The organism is Ochrobactrum sp. A-1, assembly GCF_022488005.1.
Taxonomy (GTDB): domain Bacteria; phylum Pseudomonadota; class Alphaproteobacteria; order Rhizobiales; family Rhizobiaceae; genus Brucella.
Genome location: NZ_JAKVQC010000001.1, coordinates 89132 through 111310, shown reverse-complemented (window position 1 = coordinate 111310; position 22179 = coordinate 89132). Strand labels below are relative to the sequence as shown.

Genomic DNA, 22179 nt, shown 5'->3' with positions numbered 1-22179 from the left:
CATGGAATTTTTTCTCGGGGCTTTTGAGAGTGAGTGGGAGCATCGCCGAGCGGCGTTGCTGCATGAGCTTTCACTTGGTTCGAGTGCTGCAGGAAGCGCCGAGGAAGAAATGCGCCGGAGGTTGCGCGAATTACAGATCGCAGGCGGTGGCGCAGCAGCAAGCGGTGTCTCAGTGCCCAAAACGCGGGCGCGAACATCAAGAGCGCTGGCGAGCGTTCATAGTGCGGCAAACAAGCCGATTGCCGCCCCCAGACCGATGGAAACACGTTTGGCCGCAGTCGCAGCGGGTAGTCAACCGGCGGTGGTGAAAATGGCGTCGTACGGTGGCGGTGCGCGGTTCGGTGCGATGGTCAATTACGTTTCGCGAAGCGGGGAAATACGCGTCGAAAAGGAAAACGGTGAGCGCCTTCAGGGTCGCGAGGAACTTGCCCAGTTGCGTGGAGATTGGGAACCATTGTTTCAAAATCGTGCCGAGAGCAGGGATATTGGAACGTTCCGGGTGACGATCGAAGCTGTCGGTTTCGCAACAGAAGAAGCTTTGCACCAACTCGTGCGGGATAGTCTGGCAAGCGCATTCGGTCATCGCAGCTTTGCTTATGCTGTTTCGCAGCCATCGCATGGCGTTTTAGACGTTGACGGGGTGTTGGTGTTGCGCAGCATGGAAGGGGAGCGGTTGACCGGCGACACGAAGGCGGCGGACATTATTCAGAGGCGTTACAACGAAAGCGCAGCGTCCGAGCTCGAGAGGGCGCGGTTCCGTTTTACCGGGTATGGAAATGGCGTTGAATATGGCGCCGCCAAGCTGAGAAGTCTGGTCGAGGATCATAAGGGCGACGTTCGTGATCATAAGGGGCGCGTTGTCTCAGATGCGCGTTCCGCCGGCGACCTGGTGCAAAAGCAGTGGCGTCGGGAATTGCATAGCCGTAAGGGCAGGGATGTGATGCATCTCATCATGTCTGCCAAAGCTGGCACCAATGTTCAGGCTTTCGAATGCGCTGTTCGGGATTTTCTGGCCGCGCAGTTCGAAGGGCATCGCTACATATTTGCGATGCATGATCCGTTCAGCGACCCGAAGGAGATGGGGCAGGGCGGAAAGCGACCGCATATACATGCTCATGCCATTATCGCTATGCGTTCGGATGCCGGTGATCGGGTGGAAACCTCGCCACAGGTTTTTCGTCAGTGGCGCGAGCTTATGGCCGAAAAGGCGCGCGAACACGGTATCGCAATGGAAATGACCGACAGGCGCGAGTTCGCAAATGCTCCAGCCTACACGCGCAATCAGGTTCGGCCGGTTAGTCGGGATGGAAGAACGCAACATGAAGGGACAAGCGAGGCGGCTCAGTCGCGCTATGACGCAAAGCGCTCAGGTCGGCGTAGCATGGCTCGAAGCATCCGAAGCCGTGAATATACCATAAAGGTAACACAGGGATGGGAGAAAGTAGCAATGGCGAGCGGCGATCGTCAGATTGCGGCGTATGCCATGCAACAAAGAGATATAGTTATATCAACCAGTTCGCTTCAATCTGAAGCTAAAACTTCTAACATCGTTCATGCAGATTTCGGGTCACATTACCGCATCAATTTGGTAAAGTTGCAAAACATCATATTGGAGGGTGACAAAGTGCGCGAAATGTCGAGAAGCGATTTTGAGGCATATGAGAAAGAAGTTGAAACAGCTTTGTTCCGGCTTGGCCGCAATCTCGGACCGGAGGAGAAAGCCGATCTGGATCAGGTAGCGCAGTATACGCGCGAGCATGTCAATCTAATGCGCGAGCATATGGAATTGACGGAACAGCGTGGATTGAGCGTCGAAACCCCATCGCGTGAAAGCGAGCAGGATAGCTCGTCGATGCAGATTGCTCGGGAACCCGATTCCGAAATTGCAAAGCCAGCGCATGTTGTCGCGGAAGCAGAGCCGGGTCGGCCATCTGCAGATTTTGCCAACGAACCTCGTTCGAGCATGGATGACGAGGAGAAAGCGGCGGCAGCATCTTATCAGGCCGAAATGGATCGTTCATTCCCGAGTGAAATCACGAGCCGATATTATATTCGTGAGGATCACGGGGGGACGCAGCGAGTCTTTGCCGATTCAAAGGGTGAGCGCGAAGTGTTCCAGGACAATGGAGAGAAGCTGCGCGCAAAATCGTTCGATGCTCAGGGCGTTCGATTGATGATCGAAACAGCAGCGCATCGAGGCTGGACGAGCATCGAGATAACGGGGAGCAAGGAGTTCCGCCGTGAAACTTGGCTGGAGGGCCAGGCGCACGGAATTTCGGTCAAGGGCTATCAGCCGACTGAACTGGATTGGCAAGATTTGGCTCGCCGGGAGCAGTCCTATTTGCGTAATGAAATTGTTCCGATCGAGGGAAGGGCACTTGATGCGGTTCACCGGGATCAGGAGCAATCTGCAGGTTCGGATCAGTCGAGCAAGGTCGATAAAGAGCAACAGAATGCAGATAATTCCGGAACGCCGCACACCAAAACCAACGACTATAAAGAGGGTGTTCAGGGTATCCTCGTCGAGACAGGAGAGAAGCCCTATCAGAATAATGAAAAGAACGAGCCTTCGCCGTTCGTCGTTATCGAAACCGCCAATGGTAATCGCACGGTCTGGGGTGTCGGATTACCCGATGCGTTGCATCGCGCCGGCGCTGATATCGGTGATGAAATTCATTTGCGGTCCACTGGGACGGAACGCGTTTTAAAAACCGTCATACAGGACGTCGACGGTCAGAAGCAGCGTGTCGAACAAATGGTCGATCGCCGGGCTTGGGAAGCGAACGTGCTTGAAGAGCGGGATCGGACAGATGGAAAAGTTGAAGGTGCCAAACAGCTCGATAATCGTGCGAATATGGAAACAAAGGCCGTCGTTCGGGACGGAGAGACAACCCGTACAGATCCGCCGCAACAGCAGATTCCGCGATTGCAGGAACTAGAACAAGAGCAGCAGCAAAAGAAGGAACGCGGCGAACACGAGCGTTAGAGGATGATGCGACACGATTACATCTGTAATTCACCTCCCGATCCGAAGACCGAAGAAGCTTTTGCAAAATTCTTTGCGGTTCTGTTCTGGCTCGTCATGGGACTGGTTGCGATCGTGTACGTTGCTACTGTCGTGAGAGACTGGTTCAATGCAGCCGTTGCATGGATAACCGATATGATCAGTTTCCTTGGAGGATTTCTGCAGTTCTGACGGCAAAGATTTTTCATCTTTAGTCGGGCTCTTTTTGCGACCCAATGTGTTGCGGTGAGAATGCTGCCAGGAAGCTCGCAAATGAATGGAGTGAACAGGATGACTGAAAAAGTAACCACCTATGATCCAGCGGCTGCACTGGTCGATGATGAGGAAATCGCAGCTTTTATGGCAGATGCTTTTGAAACGGGAGATGCGGCCTATGTTGCCAAGGCGCTTGGCGTCGTCGCCCGCGCCAAGGGCATGACTGAAATTTCCCGCAAACCCGGTCTATCCCGGGAACAGCTTTATCGCTCGTTCAGCGGACGCGGAAACCCGACTTTGGGGACAACACTGGCGGTGATGCGTGCGCTCGGTGTTGACATGACAGCCGAAGCTCATCCTTCACAGTAACGGCAATTGTTTCTGAATGTTTTTCCTTCGAAGCGGCGGTCCATTAAGGCTGTGCTCATTCTCTGCATTCATGGATGACACCGAATTCCCGATTTGCTTCCGCGCCTCCTTGGAAACTTGCCGTTCACTTTTGATGCGACGGACGGCCGACTTGGTGCCGGCGAACGAACCCGCTTCGCGGGAAGGCGCGTGCGACTGAGGTAAAGGCACAGAGCGACCATTGTGCTCAGCATTGAGTGTCGCCCGGAGCGAGCAGAGAATGACTGGCTTCTTCAACCATGAGCCTGACCATGCAAAACCAACTAAATTCGCCCGCGATCAGCCCGCTTCGTCAACATCTGATCGATGACATGAACCTGAGTCACTTCGGGCACGAGGCCCAACGCATACCGCGTCCGTGGATGATTTGTGCCGTGAGGAAGTAACGCGTCTCCTTGATGCGACAACTTGTCCCAAGCATCAGGCGGCGCTAGCCGTGCCTATGGTTCAGGACGGCGCGTATCGGAAGGTGCTTCATTAGCTGTCAGCACAAACCACCTAATTGCCAGACAGGACTGTCAGCGCAACCCACTCCGGAAAGCTCATACCTGCCTTCTCAAGCTGACGCTGCAACAAGGCCTGCAAGGTGCGCTCGGCTTCGCCGATCAAGCGTGTGATGTGCGGGCTATTGGTCATGTCATTTTCTTTTTCATTTTGGTTTGACTGGCCGGACAGCTCGCGCAGAGCGTCACACAGCAGCCGCGTTCGCTCAGCTTGCATCCACCGGATGCTGCGACCTGAAGCCGACACAGAGGCGATTCCAGACATTGATCGTCCCGATTGCAACGCTGATGCGGGTGATCTCCGCCTCCGTGAAAAAGGCCTGGAGCGGCTGAAAGTCGGTGTCCGGCGCGTGTGTCTGTGCAACGTTTGTCAGCGCCTCGGTCCAGCCAAGCACCGCCCGCTCACGAGCATCGAAGACGGGCGAGTCCCGCCAGACGCCTATCAGGTTGATCCACTGCTCGCTCAACCCATCGCGACGCGCCTCCCTGACGTGCATATCAACGCAATAGGCGCAGCCGTTCATCTGTGAGGCCCGCAACTTGAGCAGGTGCAGAAGCCGAGGCTCAATCCCGGACGCTTTGCGCACATAGGTGTCGAGATCGGCCACCGCCTCATAGGCGTCAGGCGCAATAGCGGGAAAGTCGAAACGGGCCTTCATGGCACTGTCCTTATCTCTTTGGTTCTTGTTCTAGAAGGTTCGCCAGATACCCGGCGTCCCCAGTTCGATCAGGTGATCGTCGGGATCACGAAAGTAGATACTGGTTCCGCCCAGTTCCCAGTGCATCCGCGCTTCGATCACGATGCCCTGCGCCTCCAGATGGTTTTCCCAGCCGGGCAATGCATCCGGGTCGATGGCAAAGCAAAAATGGGACGGTCCGGTGCCGTCGTGATAGGGAATGGTCCCACCCGGCAGTACCAGGTCAACGAGCGTTGCGCCGCGCTTGAACAGCAGCAGAACAGTTGCGTTCCCGGCGTCATAGGCGACGACGCGTTCGTTGCACACCAGATCGGGAAAGCCGAAAACGCGGTCATAAAACTGCGCAGCGCGCGCGACGTCCTGCACGTAGATGGCGGTTTCCAGGATCTGCCGAACTTTCGGCCTCTGCGAGAGAGGCTTTCCGCGATCATCGGTCATGGGTTCCAGCCGCCGCTACCGTAGGGACGGGTTATCACTTCGAGCAGATGCCCGTTGAGATCGTTGAAATAGAGCCCGTGGCCGCCATCGTGGTTGTTCATCCCCGGCTTCCGCCGTTGGGGATCGGCCCAGTAAGGCAAGCTCCGCTTGTCGAGCCGGTCATGCAAAGCGTCGAAACTCGTGTCATCGACGAGGAACGCGTAATGCTGCGGAACGACGGCATGGCCCACATCCATATAGTCGAGGTTGACGCCATTGTCGGTGGTGACCATCCAGAATGGCCCCCATCTGCGCGGCGGCTGGAGCCCAAGCATTTCAGCCAGAAACAGGGCAGAGCCGTGTGCGTCTTGCGTCGCCAGGATCGTGTGGTTGAATTCGATGCTCATCAGTGCTCTCCCATCCCGAAGCTTACCCGCTGTGCCCCGACCCGCCTGAGCGTCGAGGCCACCACGAGCACGGCAATCACCGCCGTGCCCGCCACGATGTAGGCGGCTGAATACCAGCCGAACCGATCCAGTGCGCCGCCGATGGCTGTCGGGCCAAGAATCTGACCGAGATTGCTGCCTTGAATGATCAGACCCAGAACGACCGGAACCAACCCTGCCGCTGGCGCCACGAGTGGCGCGGAGGACAGCAGGATCGCCGGGATCACACCGCCAACAGTCGAGAACAACAGGCACAGGCCGAAGGCCGCACCGTCCGGCAGCACAGGGAGAAAGATCCCGAAGCTGGCCAGTCCCATGACGAGGCATGCCGCGATCAGGAGCGCCGGGCGGCTAAAGCCCCTGGAGAGGAGCAGGCCTGCCGTCAGATTGCCGATGACGTTCACGGCCGAGGCCAGTGCACTGAGCAGTCCGGCCGTCTGGTGCGTCACCTGTAACCGCTCCATCAGCAGCACCGGCAGGAAGCTGAAGACCGCGAAGAACATCATGCTGTAGAGCGCAATGGTGATCGCCAGCCCCACAGCGCTACGGTCGCGTGCCACGGTCATGCTGTCGCGGCGCAAGCCGTTCCAGGACATGAACTGGCCTTGCCCGCCAGCGGAAATGACAAGTGGAACAGCGATGCAGATGGCCAGCGCCAGCGCCCCGCTTGCCCACCACATCCTCTGCCAGTCCTCGAAGAACGGCCCCACCAGCATCGCCACCGCCATGCCGACCGGCATGAAGCAGCTCCAGAGGGCGAAGGCCAGATCACGATCAGCTGGTCGCGTAACCTCCTGGAGCAATGAGGGCGCAGCGACCGTCACCAGTAGGAAACCCGCCCCTTCGATAATGCGGCCACAAAACAGGCTGGGCAGTCCCGGTATCGCCGCGCCAAGGGCCGCGCCGGCTGTCGTGACCAAAAGCCCGATGATGAGGATGCGCCGCGCACCGAAACGTGCGACAAACGCCCCGGTCGGAATGCCGCCGACAAGGCCGATCAGCGCAAATATTCCAGTCAGCCAGCCGATCGCTGTCATCCCGATTCCAAAATCGCTCTGCAACAGGGGTGCCGCAATCGCCACCTTGCCAACCTGCAAGGCGGCTGCAATCCCGCTGCCAACGATGACGAACACGGCGGTCCAGTGCGTGGACACTGCTTTCGTTGTTGATGGCGTGTCCATCACGAGCCCCTTGCCGCCCGGCCGGCCACGAGGGCTGCAGTGATCTCGGCCACATGCCGTCCCTGGAACCGTGCGCCCTCCAGCTCGTTTTCACTGACCTCGCGGTGCCCTCCCTGTCCATCATCGGCGAGCGTCGATGCGCCATAGGGCGAGCAGCCGGTGATTTCGTCCATCCGCATCTGGCCCTTGAAGCTGTAGGGCAAGCCGACAATGATCATGCCGAGGTGGAACAGAACGGTCTGGGTGGACAGAATCGTTGTTTCCTGCCCGCCATGCTGGCTGCCGGTTGAGGTGAAGACGCTGCCCACTTTTCCGACAAGCTTGTCCTCGAACCACAGCCCGCCGGTCTGGTCGAGAAAGTTCTTCATCTGGGACGCCATATTGCCGAAGCGGGTCGGCGTTCCAATGATGATAGCGTCGTAATCCGCGAGTTCGGCCACCGTTGCGACGGGCGCGGACTGGTCGACCTTGTATCCGGACTTTGCAGCAACCGCTTCGGGAACAAGCTCAGGCACCCGCCTGATCGCCACCGCCGCACCCGCCTCACGCGCGCCATCCGCCACGGCCGAAGCCATCGTCTCGACGTGACCATAAGAGGAATAGTAAAGCACCAGCACCTTCGTCATCTCGTTGACCCTCGCGTTGATTTCATTGAGCGGAAGGTTGCATCAAATGGATGAGCGAAATAAGTGATATAAAAATGATATAGACGATCATGAGAATAGATCATGCTGGATGCCCTTACGCTCGATCAGATCCGGACTTTCGTAACGATTGCCGACAGCGGCAGCTTCCGCTCCGCAGCCCAGAAGCTTTCACGCGTCCAGTCGGGCGTCAGCGCCACCATCGCCAACCTTGAGGCCGCACTTGGCGTGGAACTATTCGACCGTTCCGGCTACAAGCCGGCCTTGACACTGCAGGGGCAGGTATTGCTCGGCAACGCACGCGACATCATTCTGCGCGTGGACGTATTGCGCGCCCAGGCGCGCGGTTTTGCGCATGGTGTCGAAACGGAACTCGCGATTTCCGTCGATACACTCTTTCCCATGCAGGAGGTCGCACGCGCGATCTCACGGATGCGACACGATTACCCTGCCGTTGCCGTCCGCGTCTGGTCGGAGGCTATGGGCGGTCCGCTTGATGCGCTCAGGAAGAGCCGTTGTGCGCTTGCTGTGATGGTCGGTGAAGATTTCCGCGACCCCCGCATCAAGTTCGAGCCGCTGATAGCCATCAGCCAGGTCGCGGTCGTCGCTTCAAACCATCCGCTGGCCCACCGCCATGCGGACCAACCACTGGAGCTGATGGATGTTGCCGATCATCTCCAGATCGTTCTGACCGACCCGTCCGACATATCGGCGGGCCGGGATTTCGGAGTGGTTTCTTCACAGACCTGTCGCGTCAACACGCAGGATACCAAGCACCATCTCATCCTGGGGGGAGCAGGCTGGGGGCGGCTCCCCCATTGGCTCGTTGAGAGGGATTTGGAACAGGGAACGCTCGTGCGCCTCAATGTTAGCGCCATGGGCCGCAATGGGGAGATTACATCCAGCGCTTATGTCGCCCACCGTCGGGACGAGGCACTTGGGCCCGCAGCGCAGAAACTTGCCGATCTGCTGACCAGCCAGGAATATGGTGATCAGGGTGCTTAAGGACCTCCATTTTAAGGCTCTCACACATCCTGATCCAATGTATGCGCACGGCCTCCGCTCCGGCGGGGGCGTTCGTCTTTGTTTCAGCGCTCATGCGGCTAGCGATGCCAACCGCTCCACGCTCTGCCTGAAGACAGGGCACCAGACATCGGCAGTACGATCATATACGTCGGGACCGATCGGAATTCTGCCGTTTCCAGGACATCAGGTAGCGATAGCGCGGCCCATTGCATACGAGTTGGCCGCACCCTCAAACAATTCCCGCTCGCGCGCCAACCCTTCGCCGACGAGATCGAAGAAGGCCCGCACGCGCGCCGTCCCCTTGAGATCGGCATGGGTGACGATCCAGAGTTCGCCGCTCAATTCGGCGACCGGCTCCGGCACGGCTCTTGTCACACCGGCCTCGCTGTCGCCGAGATAACAGGGCAGCAGCGCCAGTCCGATGCCGGCCTTCGCTGCGACGAGCTGGTTGACAAGGCTGTTCGTGCGATAAACGAACGCCTCCGAGGGGGCTGCCTGCGAAAGCCAGTCGGCCGCGGCGATGCCCGAGGCAGGTTCCTCCCAGCCGATAAGTGCATGGCGATCCACGTCGCTGGCGGTTGAGAGCGGGCCACCGTTGGCGTCGAGATAGGTCGCGTTGGCATAGAGCGCCCAGGCGATGCGCGACAGCTTGCGCCCCCAGAGATCGCCTTCCTTCGGACGGATCGGCCGCAACGCGATGTCGGCCTCGCGGCGCGAAAGGCTGAGCACGCGATTGTCGATCGCAAGTTCCACGACGATGCCGGGATGGGCGTGCCGGAACGCAGCGAGATGCGTTGTCAATCGGCTGTAGGCCAGCGTCTCGGATGACGTGACCTTCAGGCGTCCGCACAGACGACGATCACGGCCCGAGATGTCTCGGTCGAGCGCCAGCGCCTCGTCCTCCATGCGCTCGGCGCCGGCAGCCATGCGCGCGCCTGCCTCGGTCGTCTGATAAGCGCCGGCCGGAAGCCGCTCGAACAGCCGCACGCCGAGCCGTTCCTCCAGCGCTTTCAGGCGGCGGAAGGCGGTGGAGTGGTCGATGCTGAGCGCTAGCGCCGCCGCCGTCAGGCTGCCGGCGCGCTGAACCGCCAGCACGAGCCTGACTTCGTTCCAATCGTCCATGCTGACAGGAATAGCATCTTCTTCGCTTGCAGTCACGCAAGCGCCGCTGGCGAAATGCCAATGAGCCTTGCGCTTCCGCTGGCGCTAGATTGGCTTCGACATCAGGCTACAAGCTTCAGGAGATTGGACCATGAAACTCTACTACGCCACCGGCACCTGCTCGCTCTCGCCGCATATCGTGGCGTGCGAAGCCAGTGTCCCGCTCGATCTGGAGCGTGTGGACATCAGGAAATCGCCGCATGTCACTGGAAATGGTGACGACTATACGGCCGTGAACCCGAGCGGCTACGTGCCGGCGCTGGTCCTCGACGACGGTTCGGTGCTGACGGAGGGCGTCGCAATCGTCCAATATCTCGCCGACCTCAGGCCCGGCTCCGGGCTCGCCCCCGCCGCTGGCACGTCGGAGCGCGTGGCGCTGCAATCCTGGCTTAATTTCATCGCCACCGAACTCCACAAGATGTTCAGCCCGTGGCTGTTCCACCCGGAATATGGCGTGCAGGCGCAGAAGGTCGCGCGTGCCAAGATTGCCCAGCGGCTGGCCCATGTTGAGCGTCATCTGGCGGCAGCCGGCCCCTTCCTGCTCGGCGAAACCTTCACCGCCGCCGACGCCTACTTGTTCACGATTGTCGGATGGTCGGATTTCGCCAAGGTCGATCTTGCCGCCTTCCCGCATCTGCGCAATTTCCAGGCTCGGGTCGGGGAACGTCCCGCCGTACGGGAGGCGATGCACGCCGAAGGCATGAAGGTGGCGTCGTGATGGCAGAACCGCTGGCGATGCAATGATGAGCCAGGGTCTTGCATGGCTGCTGCTGATCATCGCCGGCTTTCTCGACGTGGCCTGGGCGATCTCGATGAAATATGCCGAAGGCTACACACGCCCCGGCTGGACGATCCTGTCTCTCGCGTTACTCGCCGCCTTCGTCTATCTGCTCGGCCGGGTGCTGGAGGTTCTGCCGGTCGGCACCGCCTATGCGATATGGACCGGCATCGGCGCAGCCGGAACGGTGCTGCTCGGCATCGCGCTGTTCGGCGAGACGATCAACCTGATGCGGCTCGGCGGCGTTGCGCTGATCGTTGTCGGCATCGTGGCGCTCAAGCTCGCGCCAGCATAGTGAGCGGAGAAAGCCCCATCAGGCCCGATCGGATCATTGTCCCGCGCCGCCGCGAGGATAACCATCAAGACCCCTGGACGGCTTTCAACGTCATTCGGGAGAATCTTGTCCGAGGCGGTTTGCTGGGGCGGCGGCTGGCGTCGGATGGTCGCATTCGCCGCACGCAAGCGCGATCCATAAATGGCATTGATCAGAATGTCGGCCTTAATCGCGCGCTTTGGACGCTAGCCGCAGGCATGCAGCGTTTGAAAAAGGGATGACTGATCGGGACAAGGCCGCCGCCGCTGCGGCCTTGTCGTCTGTCTTAAGACGAAAAGCGACTCGCCGACTACGCCCGGCCGCAAGACAAGGCAAAGCGTTGTGAGGAATAGCTGCCAATACCAGGCGATGGGAACGTCTCTTGCTGTCAGGATCAGAGGTTTCGTCCGAAGGCTGAGTTCGCAAAGGCGCGATCCTATAGAGCCCGCCGTTCGGGATGAAACGCCAGAAAAGGCTTCAATCCCGTCGATACAGCAAGCTTGCTCACGTTAGGCGATTGCCATGTTTGAGGGTCATCGGCGAAAAGACGATAGCTGCCGCGATAATCGAAGCCATGCGCAGCGGCCTCGTCACGGTCGACAGCAAAGAAGACTTGCGAAATGCCTGCACTGCGCGCGCTGATGTAGCACATCGCGCAGGGCTCTCCCGATGCGAGCAAGGTCGCTCCGCTCAGATGGGTCGTGCCGTGCGTGCGGCAGGCATCACGTATCGCCTCGACCTCGGCATGAGCGGTGGGATCGTGATGGGCCCGCACACGGTTGACCCCGCGCCCGAGGATATGGCCGTGGCGGTCGACGACGAAGGCGGTGAATGGAATGCCGCCTTCGTGGACATGCTCGATGGAGAAGGCGACGGCCTCCTCCATGAGCTGCGTCAGGCGGGATGAAGCGCCGGCGACCATCAGGATGCCCCCTGGAGCTTCGGACTGTCGGAGAGCTTCAACCAGACGACGCCGGCGATGATCACCGCGAGCCAGAATGCCTGCATCAGCGTCAGGGGCTGGTCGAGAAGGACGGTGCCTGCCGCGGCCGCGCCGACAGATCCGATGCCTGCCCATACAGCGTAGCCGATTCCGACGTCGATGGTCCGCAGCGCAGCGCTGAGGAAATAGAGCGTCAGCAGGAAGAGAAGCAGTGCGGCGATTGACCAGCCCAGCACCGTGAAGGCCTGGCTGCCTCCGACGCTGATCGCATAGCCAATCTCGAAGGCACTCGCGAGCATCAACATGGCCCAGGCGCGTCCGCTGCTTTGCGGTTGTTCGATTGCATTTGTCATTTCGGTTTCCTTTCAGATTGGGAGTGATTGATGGAGGAAAATTGAGCGTTATGCCGTGCCGCTAAGGCGCAGGCCGACGACCCCGCCGATGACGAGGGCGATCCCAAGCAGCTTCTTCACGTTCAGTTGCTGGCCGAAGAACAGCGCGCCAAGGATGACAATGCCGACGCCCGCGACCGAGGTCCAGATGGCGTAACCAACGCCAACATCGAAGGTGAGCAGCGCGAGACTGAGGAAGAAGGTGGCGATTGCGCCGCTGACGAGAGTTACGGCGGTCCACCCGATATGCGTGAAACCTTTCGCCTTCCCGGCACTGATCGCGACGGCGATTTCAAAGATTACGGCAGCTCCAAGATAAAGCCAGCTCATCGATTTTTCCTTTCATTGATGGTTGGGTCTGCCGTTGGAATTATCAGGCGTGGAAAACGCTGGCCAAAGCGTATATCTCAGGGGTTGGATGAATCAGATTCATCATGGACAATGATCAGCCTCGGGAGGTCTATAGTTGCGAAAGCTTCCACCGCTCCACGGCCTGCGAGCCTTCGAGGCAGCGGCCCGGCATCTGCATTTCTCAGCTGCGGCCGAGGAGCTGCATCTGACACCGACGGCTATCAGCCATCAGGTGCGACAACTGGAGGAGATTCTCGGCGTCGAGCTATTTCGGCGCTATCCGCGCCCGGTGCGCCTTACACCTGCGGGCGAACAACTGTTTCCGGTGCTCAGGGATTCCCTCGATCGCATCGCAACCTCCATTGAGCAGTTGTCAGACCGTCAGGATGGCCCGCTGCGCCTTTCCGTCACCATGGCTTTTGCCAGCAGGTGGTTGATGCCTCGTCTCCCGCGACTGCGCGAGCAGACAGGATTGAGCGTCGCCATCGAGGCGGATGACCGCGTTGCGGACTTGCATGCGTCGGGCATCGACATGGCGATACGCTATGCCGAGCGTCCCGGCACGGATGCCGAATGGCATCGGCTATTTCCAGACCGCCTCATACCCGTTTGCGCTTCCGGGCTGCTGTCGGGCACAGAGCTGCTTTCGCCGGATCAAGTCCTCGCCCTCCCGTTACTGCACTATCGCTGGAGATCGGGAGCGGCTAATGCGCCGAACTGGGAGCGGTGGCAGGCCCATGCACGGGCAGACGGCGCTTTACCAAAACCCAGCCAGACATTTTCCGAAGAAGTCCACGCTTTGGACGCCGCTCTGGCGGGCCAGGGAGCCGTGCTCGCCTCGGAACATCTCGTCGGAGATCAATTGAAGACAGGCGCGCTCCTGCGGCTGTCGGACATCGCCTTGCCGGGGCCAACCTACTGGGCGGTTTTCCTCACGAGCCATCCGGCAAAAGAACGGCTCACGACGCTGCTGGACTGGTTTCGGAAACAAACCTGACGTCACAGATGCAGATTGTCGTGCCGTCGCACCCGCTAGGTCGGCTCAAGCCTGAGAGGTCACGGACTGAAGTCTTCGCAAGAGGATTCAGTTGAGGAAACGGTTCTCACGAAGGACTGCTTTAGCGATACCCACGAACGCGCGAACCTTGGCGGAGGCGGACCTGCCCTCTGGATGCAGGATATGGATGGGCATCGGCGGCTCTTCATACTCGCTGAGTATGATCTGCAGATCTCCTGCCATAAGTGCCGGTCCGATCTGGTAGTGGAGAACTCTCGTCAGCCCCCGGCCTTGTCGCGCGAACGTGATCGCCGCTTCGTTGGTATTGCATTGGAGGGTGGCGTCGATTGTCACGCGCTGTTCGTTGGCGAACCGCCATTCAGGCGAGGCCCAGGCGCCTGTCGAGACGGCGATGCGGTGATCCTTGAGGTCCGCTGGTGTATTCGGAATGCCATAACGCTCGAAATAGTCCGGCGATCCGCAGATAACACGCCGGACAGTGCCGACCTTTATGGACGAAAGACCCGAGTCCGGGAGACGACCGATACGGACGGCTACATCGATCCCTTCATCGACGATGTTGACGGGGCGATCAACGAAAAGGGTCTTGGCCTTCATTGCGGGATAAGCGTCGAGATATTGCATCACGATCGGAAGCACATGCATTTGGCCAAACAACACTGAAGCGGTCAGGGAAAGCGTTCCCGTCGGCGTGGCATCGGAGCCTCCCGCTGCGGCCTCTGCTTCAGCGATGTCCGCAAGAATCCGGCGGCAATCCTCGAAATAGCGTGACCCTGCCTCGGTCATCTTTACCGAGCGCGTCGTTCGTACGAACAGACGCGCTCCGATGAGATCCTCGAGCGAAGCGACGGCGCGTGTCACTGCAGGCGCACTCATATTCAAGTGGCGGGCAGTTTCTGCAAAACTCTCGGTTTCGGCGACCTTCACGAATATCCGCATTGCTTGCCAACGATCCAACTGCTTACCTCCCGTCGCTGGAGACGATTGTAGGGATGTCGTAGGCAAGGAAGCAAGTCTTCATGAGAAACCGACTGTGGATCAGGAGCTCGACTGCCGGAATGCCGCGGCCATCGTCTCGATTTCCGCGCAGCTTCGCGCGCACAGTCCTGTGCGAAGAGCACGCTGACGGTTTTCTTCACAGACCGCCAGCGCCAGGGCTATCGCCATCGATGTCTTGAGATCGAAGCTGAACCCCCTTCGCGCGACGTCTATCTCTGCTCCCTTCATGCCGATGGCGCGTGCGGATGCTTCCTGTTTCCGAAGCAAGAGAGAGTTGTTGCTCGTCGCAGTGAGCGCGAGTTCCACTGACAGTCGGATGCGCTCGTCCAGCTTGAACCCGGTCATGGTCGATTTCTCCCAAACGTGGACCGTGATCCAGAGCATTTCCGCTTTTCTTTGGATCGCGAAACACGCTAACTCTTATATTAATGCGATTCTCGGACACTAAACCGCTTCGCACTTTTGCTGAAATTGCCTTAAAAGCCGAAGTCGCTCAGGTCAGGGTGACCGTCTGGCCGGCGGCCAAGCGGCCAGCGAAACCTGCGCTCGGCTTCAGTGATCGGACGTTCGTTGATGCTGGCATGGCGGGTTCGCATCAGGCCGTCCTCGGCGAATTCCCAGTTCTCGTTGCCATAGGCGCGGAACCATTGACCGCTGTCATCGCAATACTCATAGGCGTAGCGCACTGCGATCCGGTTTCCTGTGAAGGCCCAGAGCTCCTTGATCAGGCGGTACTCCAGTTCCTTATTCCACTTGCGGGTCAGGAAGGCTTCGGCTTCGGCACGGTTTGTAACGAATTCAACGCGGTTGCGCCACCGCGTGTCCAAGGTATAGGCGAGAGCGACTTTCGCGGGATCGCGGGTATTCCAGCCATCTTCCGCAAGGCGGACCTTTTCGACGGCGCTTTGCTCCGTGAAAGGGGGAAGGGGGGGACGAGACATCTTTTGGCTCCTCTGGTTGTCGAAACGACGTTCTCATATGTTCACAGTCAAGGCGGTCTGAAGCTGAAGATCGAGGTCGGGAATGTGGAGCAGTCCCGCCCTCAGACAGCAAGCTGGATACCGCCCCGGTTCTGGTCTGCAGGGACGGCGCAGCAGAGCAGGATCTCGCCTTCGTCGATCGCCGCGGTCGGCTCCTTCACATAGGTTACCTTGCCCTTGATCAGCTTGGTGCGGCATGTGCCGCAGGTTCCCGCGCGGCAACTGAACTCGGGTTCGAGGCCGCGCGCTTCCGCCAGTTCCAGCAGCGAGCCGGAATCGGGCATCCAGCGCGCCTCCTTCAGCGAGTTCGTGAACACGACAGGCACGGGTCGGGTTGATGGCGGTGGGCGGGCCGGAACCGGCACAGGCGCGGCCGAGTCAGAGTCTCTCTTCAGGGACGAGGGGCCGAACGTCTCGGCATGAATGCGGTCGTCAGCGATATTGTAGCCCCGAAGCCCGTCGTAAAGCGCCTGGGTGAACTGCGGCGGGCCGCAGAGATAGAAGTCGTAGTCGTTGAACGGCAAGTGGCGGGTCAGCAGCGCCATGTCGATCCTGCCGACGGTATCGTAGTCGATGCCCATTTCGGCGCCGTCGGTGTCGCTCAGGACCCGAACAACGCGCATCACGCCTTTCGTCGCGTCGGCAAGTTCGGCTATTTCCTTTTCGAAGGGACGCTCGGCCTTTGAACGCGCGGCATGGAACAGCGTGACGGGACGAACGCGCTGCGTGCGAAGCCCTTCGTAGACAATGTGACGGAGCATCGCGAGCAGTGGCGTAATCCCGACGCCGCCGGCAACGAGCACGGCCGGGCGTGTCGCCCCGGCGTCGATGGTGAAGCCGCCGGCGGGTGCTCGCGCCTCGATTATGTCGCCGACGGCAACGCTGTCATGCAGAAACTGCGATACCAGTCCGTTCCGCTTGACACTTATGCGGTAGATGCCGTCCGAGGGCGCGACGGAAAGCGAGTAGGTGCGGATCACGGGCTTTTCGCGGCCTGGCGGCGTCACGCGAATCGGCAGGTGTTGCCCGGCGGCATGCGGCAGAAGTCCCGCGTCATCGCCTGGCTGCAGGTGGAACGAGCGGATCGTTTCGCTTTCCTTGACGATCCTGGTAACAGTCAGCGGGCGCCACTGTCTGGCAAGTTCAGCCGCGCGCAGCCGGTCGGCAGCCTGCGCCCAGTTGCCCGTCATCAGGGTACTTGGGGACCAACCGTCCTTTTGGAAGCCCCAACGCAGAGCCAGGGCATTGGCGCGGCGGACGATCCGCCGGGGCTTGAACGCCCAGAGTCGTTCGGCCCCCTGAAAGGCAGCGATCTCGGGGGAGTCCAGAATGACCTCGGCGTCACCGGTCGTTTGCAGCATATCGCCTGTCGTGAAGTCCACGAAAAGCAGCCCCGCCTTGCCGTTCAGCAGGATGTTGCCGAGCGTCGCGAAGAACAGGTTGCCGTCGAAGTCCGGGATCGTCAGCGTCCCGTCATCCCCGACACGGACGAAACCGGCATTTCCGCCACGATGGGAGACATCCACCTGCCGCCTGTCTTCGCGGTCGACATAGGATGCGACGAAGAAGGTGTCGGCGCTTCTGATCATGGCACGGGCCGGGCCGTCGAATTCGGGAAGGTTCTCTATGGTGCCCGAGAATGCCTGCCCGGGTTCGCGAGTGAATGCGAAATCACGCAGTTGGATATAGCGTGGACAGTTTCCGAAGCTCTGGTCGACATTGACGCGAAAGCCGTCCTCCATCGCGGAAACGAACCCGTTCATGCGATTGCGCCGACGGGTATGCATTTCGATGCCGAGCAGACCGACCGGCTTGCCGTCCGCGATGCCCCCGCTGGCAGGGTCGGTTGCGTCCGTCGGCGCCGCAATGTCGAGCACGGCCGGCGAAGGAGAGGACATGAAGCCGGGACGGCCCTCGACGAAGGTCGCCCATGCGTCATCCCCGGAATCGACGCTGCCGAGCACGATCAAGGGGAGATGGGCGTAGAAGTCGCGATGCTGGTCGGGCATGTAGTCGCGGACGACGCGCTGCCCAACGTCGGCCATGCGTTCGACGACGCCCACCTTCTCCTGAAGGAGCCTTTCGCCTTCGTGCCATGTCGGCAGTGTCTTGTCGCGCATGTCCCGCCCTCCAGGAGTGGCAGAGCGCGCGGGCAGGCGCGCTCCGATCGCGTTCAGGCTGCTGCGAGGCCGACCGGCATGCGGACGAAATCCACAAAACCCGGCAGCGCTTCCACACGGCGGAGGAAGGCGCCGACGGCCGGGTAGTCCGAAAGATCGACGTTTCCTTCGGGAGCGCGTGCCACATAGCTGTAGATGGCGACGTCTGCGATCGTCGGGCGGTCGCCAACCAGCCAGTCGCGACCGGTGAGCTGGCTTTCCATTCTGCCCAGTACCGTGTGCGCGCGATTGATGACTTCTTCCGGATTGAACTTGGCGCCGAAGACCGTGATCAGTCGCGCGGCGGCCGGGCCATAGGCGATTTCGCCGGCGGCAACCGACAGCCAGCGCTGGACGGCGGCGGCACCCTTCGCATCTTCCGGCAGCCAATCGGTGCGGGCGGCCTTCCTGGCAAGATAGACCAGGATCGCGTTGGAATCGGAAATGAAGACACCATCGTCATCAAGGACGGGGACTTGGCCGAACGGGTTCATTTCGAGGAAGTCCGTCTTCTTGTGTGCGCCCGACTTGAGATCGACTTCGACCAGGTCATGAGACAGGCCGAGCAGCGAAAGGAAGAGCCGTGCCCGGTGAGAATGGCCCGACAGCGGATGGTGATAAAGCTTCATTCTGCGCTCCTGCGAGTGTCGTCCGGGTCCATTCCCGATCCGCAGTCGCAGGGTGCTACGGACGATATTCAGACAGAACGCCCAAAGTTGGCACTTCATTATTACGCGATTCGTAATAATCGAACTTCTGCACCAGTCGGGAAAACAGGTAGCGCATACAGCGCACGCTGATCCGCTCCCCTGACAACGATACGCAATGATACGAAAGTGTTCCTATTCACGCGTGTCGAGGATTGAGCGGTAGAACCGACTGTGGTCTCCATCAAACCCGTCGATACCCCGTTTGGTCAGTATAGTGCGCGTTGGCGGATCGAGATGCCAGATCGCCTTGTCCGAAGCCCCTTCATACCAACGGATGTTGAACGCGCAGAGGTTCTTAAAGAAGAACAGCTCGGCATAGTCGTCTATGTGATCGCGAATCCACCACGCGAGAGGTCGGTAGTCTTCGGTTTTCCTGTAAAATTCGAGATAGGCCGGGATGAAAACGGTTACGGTTCCGCCAAGATGCCCATCGCTGTCGTGCCGGTCCCAAATGTGGCGTGCAGCATTCAGATCATTGTCTGTACACCAGCAGGCGGTGTCTCCCGCTCGAAAACGTTCGTTACAGAAGGCATTCATGGTTGGAGAGCGGTAACCGCTGCGCACCGACACATGGCCGAACGCGCGTTTTAGCGGCTCCAGCAGCAGCGTTGCGACCGCACGCCCCACCTGCAAGGCAAGCTCAGGATCGTCGGGAACATTCGGAATTCCGTAAAAATTACCGACCTCCGAATACAACATCTCGCGCATAAAGAAATGTTCGGAAAGCTGCTGCCGCCCGAAGTCGGTCAACGCGGCAACATCCTTGATTGGTTGAGTAAATGCCATCTGACTAACTCTCCATGCTGAGCAGGGGGGCACGGCTATCGCTCCCACTTAGCGGTCGTTCAAAGAGACTTTAAGGACACAGCAACCCGATAGGCTATCGGGGCAAGCGCACACGCCAAATTCGATCGTCGTCCACACGATCGCCGAGCTGAAACGTGCATCGTCCTACCTCTTCAAAGCCGTAACGAGCGTAGAATCGCTTGGCACGCTCGTTGTGATCAAAGACCGTCAGGTAAACTTCGCGTGCATTCTCGGTAGCTGCGGTTTCGAGAGCCCAACTCGTGAGGCGATCAGCAACGCCGGTACCATGCCACTGCCGCACGACGTAAAGTTGCTGCAGCTCCAACGCTGTCGGATCCGGATTAACGGCAGGCGCGCGGAGCGGGGTCAGTTTCGCATAGCCGATCGGCTGACCTGCGGCCACCCCCACCAGCCAGCGCACGCCAGGCGCGTTGAAGTCCCGCGACATGGTTCCGCCGGGACGATACACTTCCTCACAAAAACGCTCGAACGCGGCTGGCTCGTAGCGCTGCGAGAAAGTGTCGGTAAATACGCCTCGTGCGACCGGCAGCAGGCGATTGAGCAGGTCTGTATCTGGCTTCAGGAAAGCCACTTCTTCCAACTGCATAGATATGTCTCCCTGGTTGCTTGAACGCGCTTCAAATGAGTTGTTGGAACGTTTTCGCAACTCACGTGCGCACAGGCGCGTTCTCCAGCAGGTCTTACCGACACCTGTCAGTTGCCTGCCTGAACGACGCACTATTCATGACGACAAGGCAGAGCGCCGGAGCCACCGCCATGGCGATGCAGAGCCACCTGGCCGCATTGGCCGTGTCCATGCCCTCACCATCGCCGCTCGCCCCCGCAAGATTGACCACCAGTCCCGCGAAGGCCGCTCCGAATGCCGTGGCGCAAAGCTGCACCGTCATGATGGAAGAGGCCGCATTATCTTCCTCGCCCTCTGGCGCCACCTGCAGCACAGCAGTCGACAGATGCGGATAGGAAAGGCCGACGCCTACTCCGCCGATCACCAGAGCTGCACAGATGAGGGTGAGCGGAAGCCAATCGCTGTCCACACTCGGCCAGGGTATGACGACACCGAGCACACCCATGGAGACAAGAGATAGAACCGGCCCTGCGTGCACCGCCCTGATGCGGCGATTACCCTGAAGCCCGGACCCATAGATTGCCGCCGCAGTCCAACCCGCTGACATAACGGCGGCGATGTAGCCGGCTTGAAGAGGCGAGCTGCCATGCAACTCCTGCAGGAAGAGCGGCAGGAAGATCTCGGTGCAGGTGACCGTGACAGCCAGAAGCGCGGACGCAGCGTAGAGGCTGCCGAGCGCTGTGGGTAGTGTGAGCGTGCCGGCCGGGAGCAGTCTGTGCTTCGCCCGACGCTCGGCCACGACCATAAGTGCGACCAGAACCAGAGCCACCGTCATTGCGCCAGCCGTTGACGATATCCCGGCGCCGACGCCGCCCCAGGACGCGGCAAAGACGGCGAGCGTCAGCAGAGCAAGCTGCACGACAGGCAGCGGCTCCATCTCACCCGATCCCTCCTCGCGTGCCGGTAGGACGAGGACTGCCGCGAGAGCAACGATCCCCGCAAGCGGAACCAGGAAGAAGAATGCGCCGCGCCACAGGCCGATCTCGGCGAAGATTCCACCGACCGCTGGACCGAGAAGGGTTGCAATGCCCCACATGCTGGACAGAAGCGCCAATGCGCGGGGCCACAGCGGTTCCGCGAAAACCCGGCGGACCATGGCATAGGCCAGCGCCAGCAATACGCCGCCACCGAAGCCCTGGATGAACCGCCCGACCAGCATGATTTCCATCGTGCTGGCAGTAGCGCATACCAGCGTACCGCCAATAAAGATGACCGTGGCCACGAGATAGCTGCCCCTCGGCCCTCCGCGGACAAGGAGCGGAGAGGATAGCGCTGCGCCTAGGATCGACGCGATGACAAACAGCGTCGTGTTCCAGGCGTAGTAGTCCAATCCGCCGATCTCGCGGACGATGGACGGCAGGATCGTTGTCGAAATGTAGAGGTTGACCGCATGAAGGGCGACCCCGCCGCTCAACGCGAGGGAGCGGATCAGGTTGCCGCCGGAAAGCAGATCGCCCCAGCCTGGCGCGGTTGAAATCGTGTCCGTCCTCGTCATTGAAGAGTCTTTTCTGCGTCGCCGAGACGCGCGAGTTTGTCGGGATTGCGCATGATGTAGACGCCTTTCAGTGAACCTCGCGCGTCGCAGGCGAGGCTGACAGATGCGGCGATGTTCGCACCGTCGAAGACAAGCGCTCCACGGTTACTGTTGATGTCGGCGGGCTGCCATCTGTAACCCTGCCAGTAGCCATGAAGGGCTTCGCCCAGGAAATTGAGCACGTCCGTCTTGCCGAACAGGGGCATGAGCAAGGTTGGGGCCTTGCCGCCGCCATCGGCCCGAAGCTCGATGTCCTCTGCCATCAGCGCCGCGAGTTCTGTGGTCATTCCAGTCGTGACCGCTGTCTGAAAAGCTGCGAGCAGTTCGTCCTGTCGCTCCTTTGGCACGGTCGCACCCGGTTCTGCACGCCCGACACGACTGCGCGCGCGTGAAACCAGCTTGCGGCAGGCCGCCTCCCGGACGCCTAGCGTAGCGGCGACATCCTCGTAGGACTGGTCGAAGATCTCGCGCAGGAGAAAAGCCGCCCGTTCCTTTGGGGCGAGACGCTCCAGCATGAGCAGGAAGGCGAGAGAGAGTGATGCGGACAGTTCCACTACGCTTTCCGGCGTTTCCTCGGTCATCGTCTGGATTGGCTCCGGCAGCCACGCGCCTACATATTCAATCCGCGTGCGGCGCGCCGAGCGCAGCATATCGATGCAACGGCGCGTACAGGCGGTCGTCAGCCAAGCCGCGGGATCGGAAACAGCCCCGTGCTCAGCGCTTCGCCACTTCAGCCATGTGTCCTGAACAGCATCTTCAGCTTCCGCGAATGAGCCGAGAATACGGTAAGCCAAACCAGTCAGAAACGGCCGCCGGGTCTCGAAAATGTCTGCGGCGTCCCCCAT

General features: G+C 60.0%; 26 protein-coding genes. 7 read left to right on the top strand and 19 right to left on the bottom strand.

What is annotated here, in order from left to right:
* Nucleotide 1 precedes the first annotated feature (1 nt).
* From MKS82_RS00595 to MKS82_RS00585, 3 genes are all read left to right on the top strand, one after another.
* Entirely contained in the window at nt 2–2986 is a 2985-nt protein-coding gene (locus MKS82_RS00595; RefSeq protein ID WP_109989453.1) for an LPD7 domain-containing protein, read from the top strand.
* A 3-nt stretch (nt 2987–2989) separates the two neighbouring features.
* The gene (locus MKS82_RS00590; RefSeq protein WP_109989452.1) at nt 2990–3196 is read left to right on the top strand and encodes a hypothetical protein; all 207 of its coding nucleotides are present in this window, start codon (nt 2990–2992) and stop codon (nt 3194–3196) included.
* A 99-nt stretch (nt 3197–3295) separates the two neighbouring features.
* Nucleotides 3296–3589, top strand: coding sequence for an addiction module antidote protein (locus MKS82_RS00585; RefSeq protein WP_109989451.1), 294 nt, complete (start codon nt 3296–3298; stop codon nt 3587–3589).
* Nucleotides 3590–4126: 537 nt separating this feature from the next.
* Here the strand turns inward: MKS82_RS00585 and MKS82_RS00580 are convergent.
* The 6 genes from MKS82_RS00580 to wrbA all read right to left on the bottom strand — a co-directional run bounded on the left by MKS82_RS00580 (nt 4127) and on the right by wrbA (nt 7499).
* On the bottom strand, nt 4127–4264 hold the full coding sequence (locus MKS82_RS00580; protein ID WP_180350246.1) for a hypothetical protein: 138 nt from the start codon (nt 4262–4264) through the stop codon (nt 4127–4129).
* A 73-nt stretch (nt 4265–4337) separates the two neighbouring features.
* Entirely contained in the window at nt 4338–4790 is a 453-nt protein-coding gene (locus tag MKS82_RS00575) for a carboxymuconolactone decarboxylase family protein (protein WP_109989449.1), read from the bottom strand.
* A 30-nt stretch (nt 4791–4820) separates the two neighbouring features.
* A complete protein-coding gene (locus MKS82_RS00570; RefSeq protein WP_109989448.1) occupies nt 4821–5267 on the bottom strand; it encodes a VOC family protein in 447 nt (148 codons plus the stop codon).
* Nucleotides 5264–5653, bottom strand: a complete 390-nt coding sequence (locus MKS82_RS00565; RefSeq protein ID WP_109989447.1) for a VOC family protein — start codon at nt 5651–5653, stop codon at nt 5264–5266. The genes MKS82_RS00570 and MKS82_RS00565 overlap by 4 nt, the downstream gene beginning before the upstream one ends.
* On the bottom strand, nt 5653–6873 hold the full coding sequence (locus MKS82_RS00560) for an MFS transporter (RefSeq protein ID WP_109989446.1): 1221 nt from the start codon (nt 6871–6873) through the stop codon (nt 5653–5655). Before MKS82_RS00560 ends, MKS82_RS00565 begins: the two co-directional genes overlap by 1 nt.
* Nucleotides 6873–7499 (bottom strand): NAD(P)H:quinone oxidoreductase, encoded by a 627-nt coding sequence (gene wrbA / locus MKS82_RS00555; RefSeq protein WP_109989445.1) that lies wholly within the window; start codon nt 7497–7499, stop codon nt 6873–6875. The genes MKS82_RS00560 and wrbA overlap by 1 nt, the downstream gene beginning before the upstream one ends.
* Before the next feature lie 102 nt (nt 7500–7601).
* On the opposite strand from wrbA, the gene MKS82_RS00550 reads away from it, so the two are divergent.
* On the top strand, nt 7602–8522 hold the full coding sequence (locus MKS82_RS00550; RefSeq protein ID WP_109989444.1) for a LysR family transcriptional regulator: 921 nt from the start codon (nt 7602–7604) through the stop codon (nt 8520–8522).
* Between the two features lie 204 nt (nt 8523–8726).
* Here the strand turns inward: MKS82_RS00550 and MKS82_RS00545 are convergent, their stop codons facing one another.
* Nucleotides 8727–9701 carry a LysR family transcriptional regulator gene (locus MKS82_RS00545; protein ID WP_240578241.1) on the bottom strand — a complete coding sequence of 325 codons (975 nt, stop codon included), beginning with the start codon at nt 9699–9701 and terminating at the stop codon, nt 8727–8729.
* 94 nt (nt 9702–9795) lie between these two features.
* On the opposite strand from MKS82_RS00545, the gene gstA reads away from it, so the two are divergent.
* Nucleotides 9796–10422 carry a glutathione transferase GstA gene (gene gstA / locus MKS82_RS00540; protein ID WP_109989443.1) on the top strand — a complete coding sequence of 209 codons (627 nt, stop codon included), beginning with the start codon at nt 9796–9798 and terminating at the stop codon, nt 10420–10422.
* Between the two features lie 25 nt (nt 10423–10447).
* On the top strand, nt 10448–10777 hold the full coding sequence (locus MKS82_RS00535) for a DMT family transporter (protein WP_207590848.1): 330 nt from the start codon (nt 10448–10450) through the stop codon (nt 10775–10777).
* 454 nt (nt 10778–11231) lie between these two features.
* Here MKS82_RS00535 and MKS82_RS00530 read toward each other — a convergent pair whose 3' ends face one another.
* The 3 genes from MKS82_RS00530 to MKS82_RS00520 are packed head-to-tail and all read right to left on the bottom strand — an operon-like array spanning nt 11232 to nt 12460.
* Nucleotides 11232–11717: a nucleoside deaminase gene (locus tag MKS82_RS00530; protein WP_109989441.1), complete on the bottom strand. Its 486-nt coding sequence runs from the start codon at nt 11715–11717 to the stop codon at nt 11232–11234.
* Nucleotides 11717–12091, bottom strand: coding sequence for a DMT family transporter (locus MKS82_RS00525; protein WP_109989440.1), 375 nt, complete (start codon nt 12089–12091; stop codon nt 11717–11719). The genes MKS82_RS00530 and MKS82_RS00525 overlap by 1 nt, the downstream gene beginning before the upstream one ends.
* Before the next feature lie 48 nt (nt 12092–12139).
* Nucleotides 12140–12460, bottom strand: a complete 321-nt coding sequence (locus tag MKS82_RS00520; RefSeq protein ID WP_109989439.1) for a DMT family transporter — start codon at nt 12458–12460, stop codon at nt 12140–12142.
* 136 nt (nt 12461–12596) lie between these two features.
* Between MKS82_RS00520 and MKS82_RS00515 the strand changes: the two genes are divergently transcribed.
* A complete protein-coding gene (locus MKS82_RS00515) occupies nt 12597–13478 on the top strand; it encodes a LysR substrate-binding domain-containing protein (RefSeq protein ID WP_109989438.1) in 882 nt (293 codons plus the stop codon).
* Between the two features lie 87 nt (nt 13479–13565).
* Here MKS82_RS00515 and MKS82_RS00510 read toward each other — a convergent pair whose 3' ends face one another.
* The 9 genes from MKS82_RS00510 to sigJ form a co-directional block, all read right to left on the bottom strand.
* Entirely contained in the window at nt 13566–14456 is an 891-nt protein-coding gene (locus tag MKS82_RS00510) for a LysR family transcriptional regulator (RefSeq protein ID WP_109989437.1), read from the bottom strand.
* Between the two features lie 81 nt (nt 14457–14537).
* Complete coding sequence (locus MKS82_RS00505; RefSeq protein ID WP_240578240.1) at nt 14538–14882, bottom strand: hypothetical protein; 345 nt, start codon at nt 14880–14882, stop codon at nt 14538–14540.
* 92 nt (nt 14883–14974) lie between these two features.
* Entirely contained in the window at nt 14975–15439 is a 465-nt protein-coding gene (locus MKS82_RS00500; RefSeq protein WP_109989436.1) for a nuclear transport factor 2 family protein, read from the bottom strand.
* Nucleotides 15440–15540: 101 nt separating this feature from the next.
* Nucleotides 15541–17598 (bottom strand): 2Fe-2S iron-sulfur cluster-binding protein, encoded by a 2058-nt coding sequence (locus MKS82_RS00495; protein WP_109989435.1) that lies wholly within the window; start codon nt 17596–17598, stop codon nt 15541–15543.
* Between the two features lie 53 nt (nt 17599–17651).
* The gene (locus tag MKS82_RS00490) at nt 17652–18266 is read right to left on the bottom strand and encodes a glutathione S-transferase family protein (RefSeq protein ID WP_139976365.1); all 615 of its coding nucleotides are present in this window, start codon (nt 18264–18266) and stop codon (nt 17652–17654) included.
* A gap of 213 nt (nt 18267–18479) precedes the next feature.
* On the bottom strand, nt 18480–19133 hold the full coding sequence (locus MKS82_RS00485; protein ID WP_109989433.1) for a hypothetical protein: 654 nt from the start codon (nt 19131–19133) through the stop codon (nt 18480–18482).
* 94 nt (nt 19134–19227) lie between these two features.
* Complete coding sequence (locus MKS82_RS00480; protein WP_109989432.1) at nt 19228–19761, bottom strand: GNAT family N-acetyltransferase; 534 nt, start codon at nt 19759–19761, stop codon at nt 19228–19230.
* A 94-nt stretch (nt 19762–19855) separates the two neighbouring features.
* Nucleotides 19856–21295: an MFS transporter gene (locus MKS82_RS00475; RefSeq protein WP_109989431.1), complete on the bottom strand. Its 1440-nt coding sequence runs from the start codon at nt 21293–21295 to the stop codon at nt 19856–19858.
* Nucleotides 21292–22179: an RNA polymerase sigma factor SigJ gene (sigJ, locus tag MKS82_RS00470; RefSeq protein ID WP_109989430.1), complete on the bottom strand. Its 888-nt coding sequence runs from the start codon at nt 22177–22179 to the stop codon at nt 21292–21294. Before sigJ ends, MKS82_RS00475 begins: the two co-directional genes overlap by 4 nt.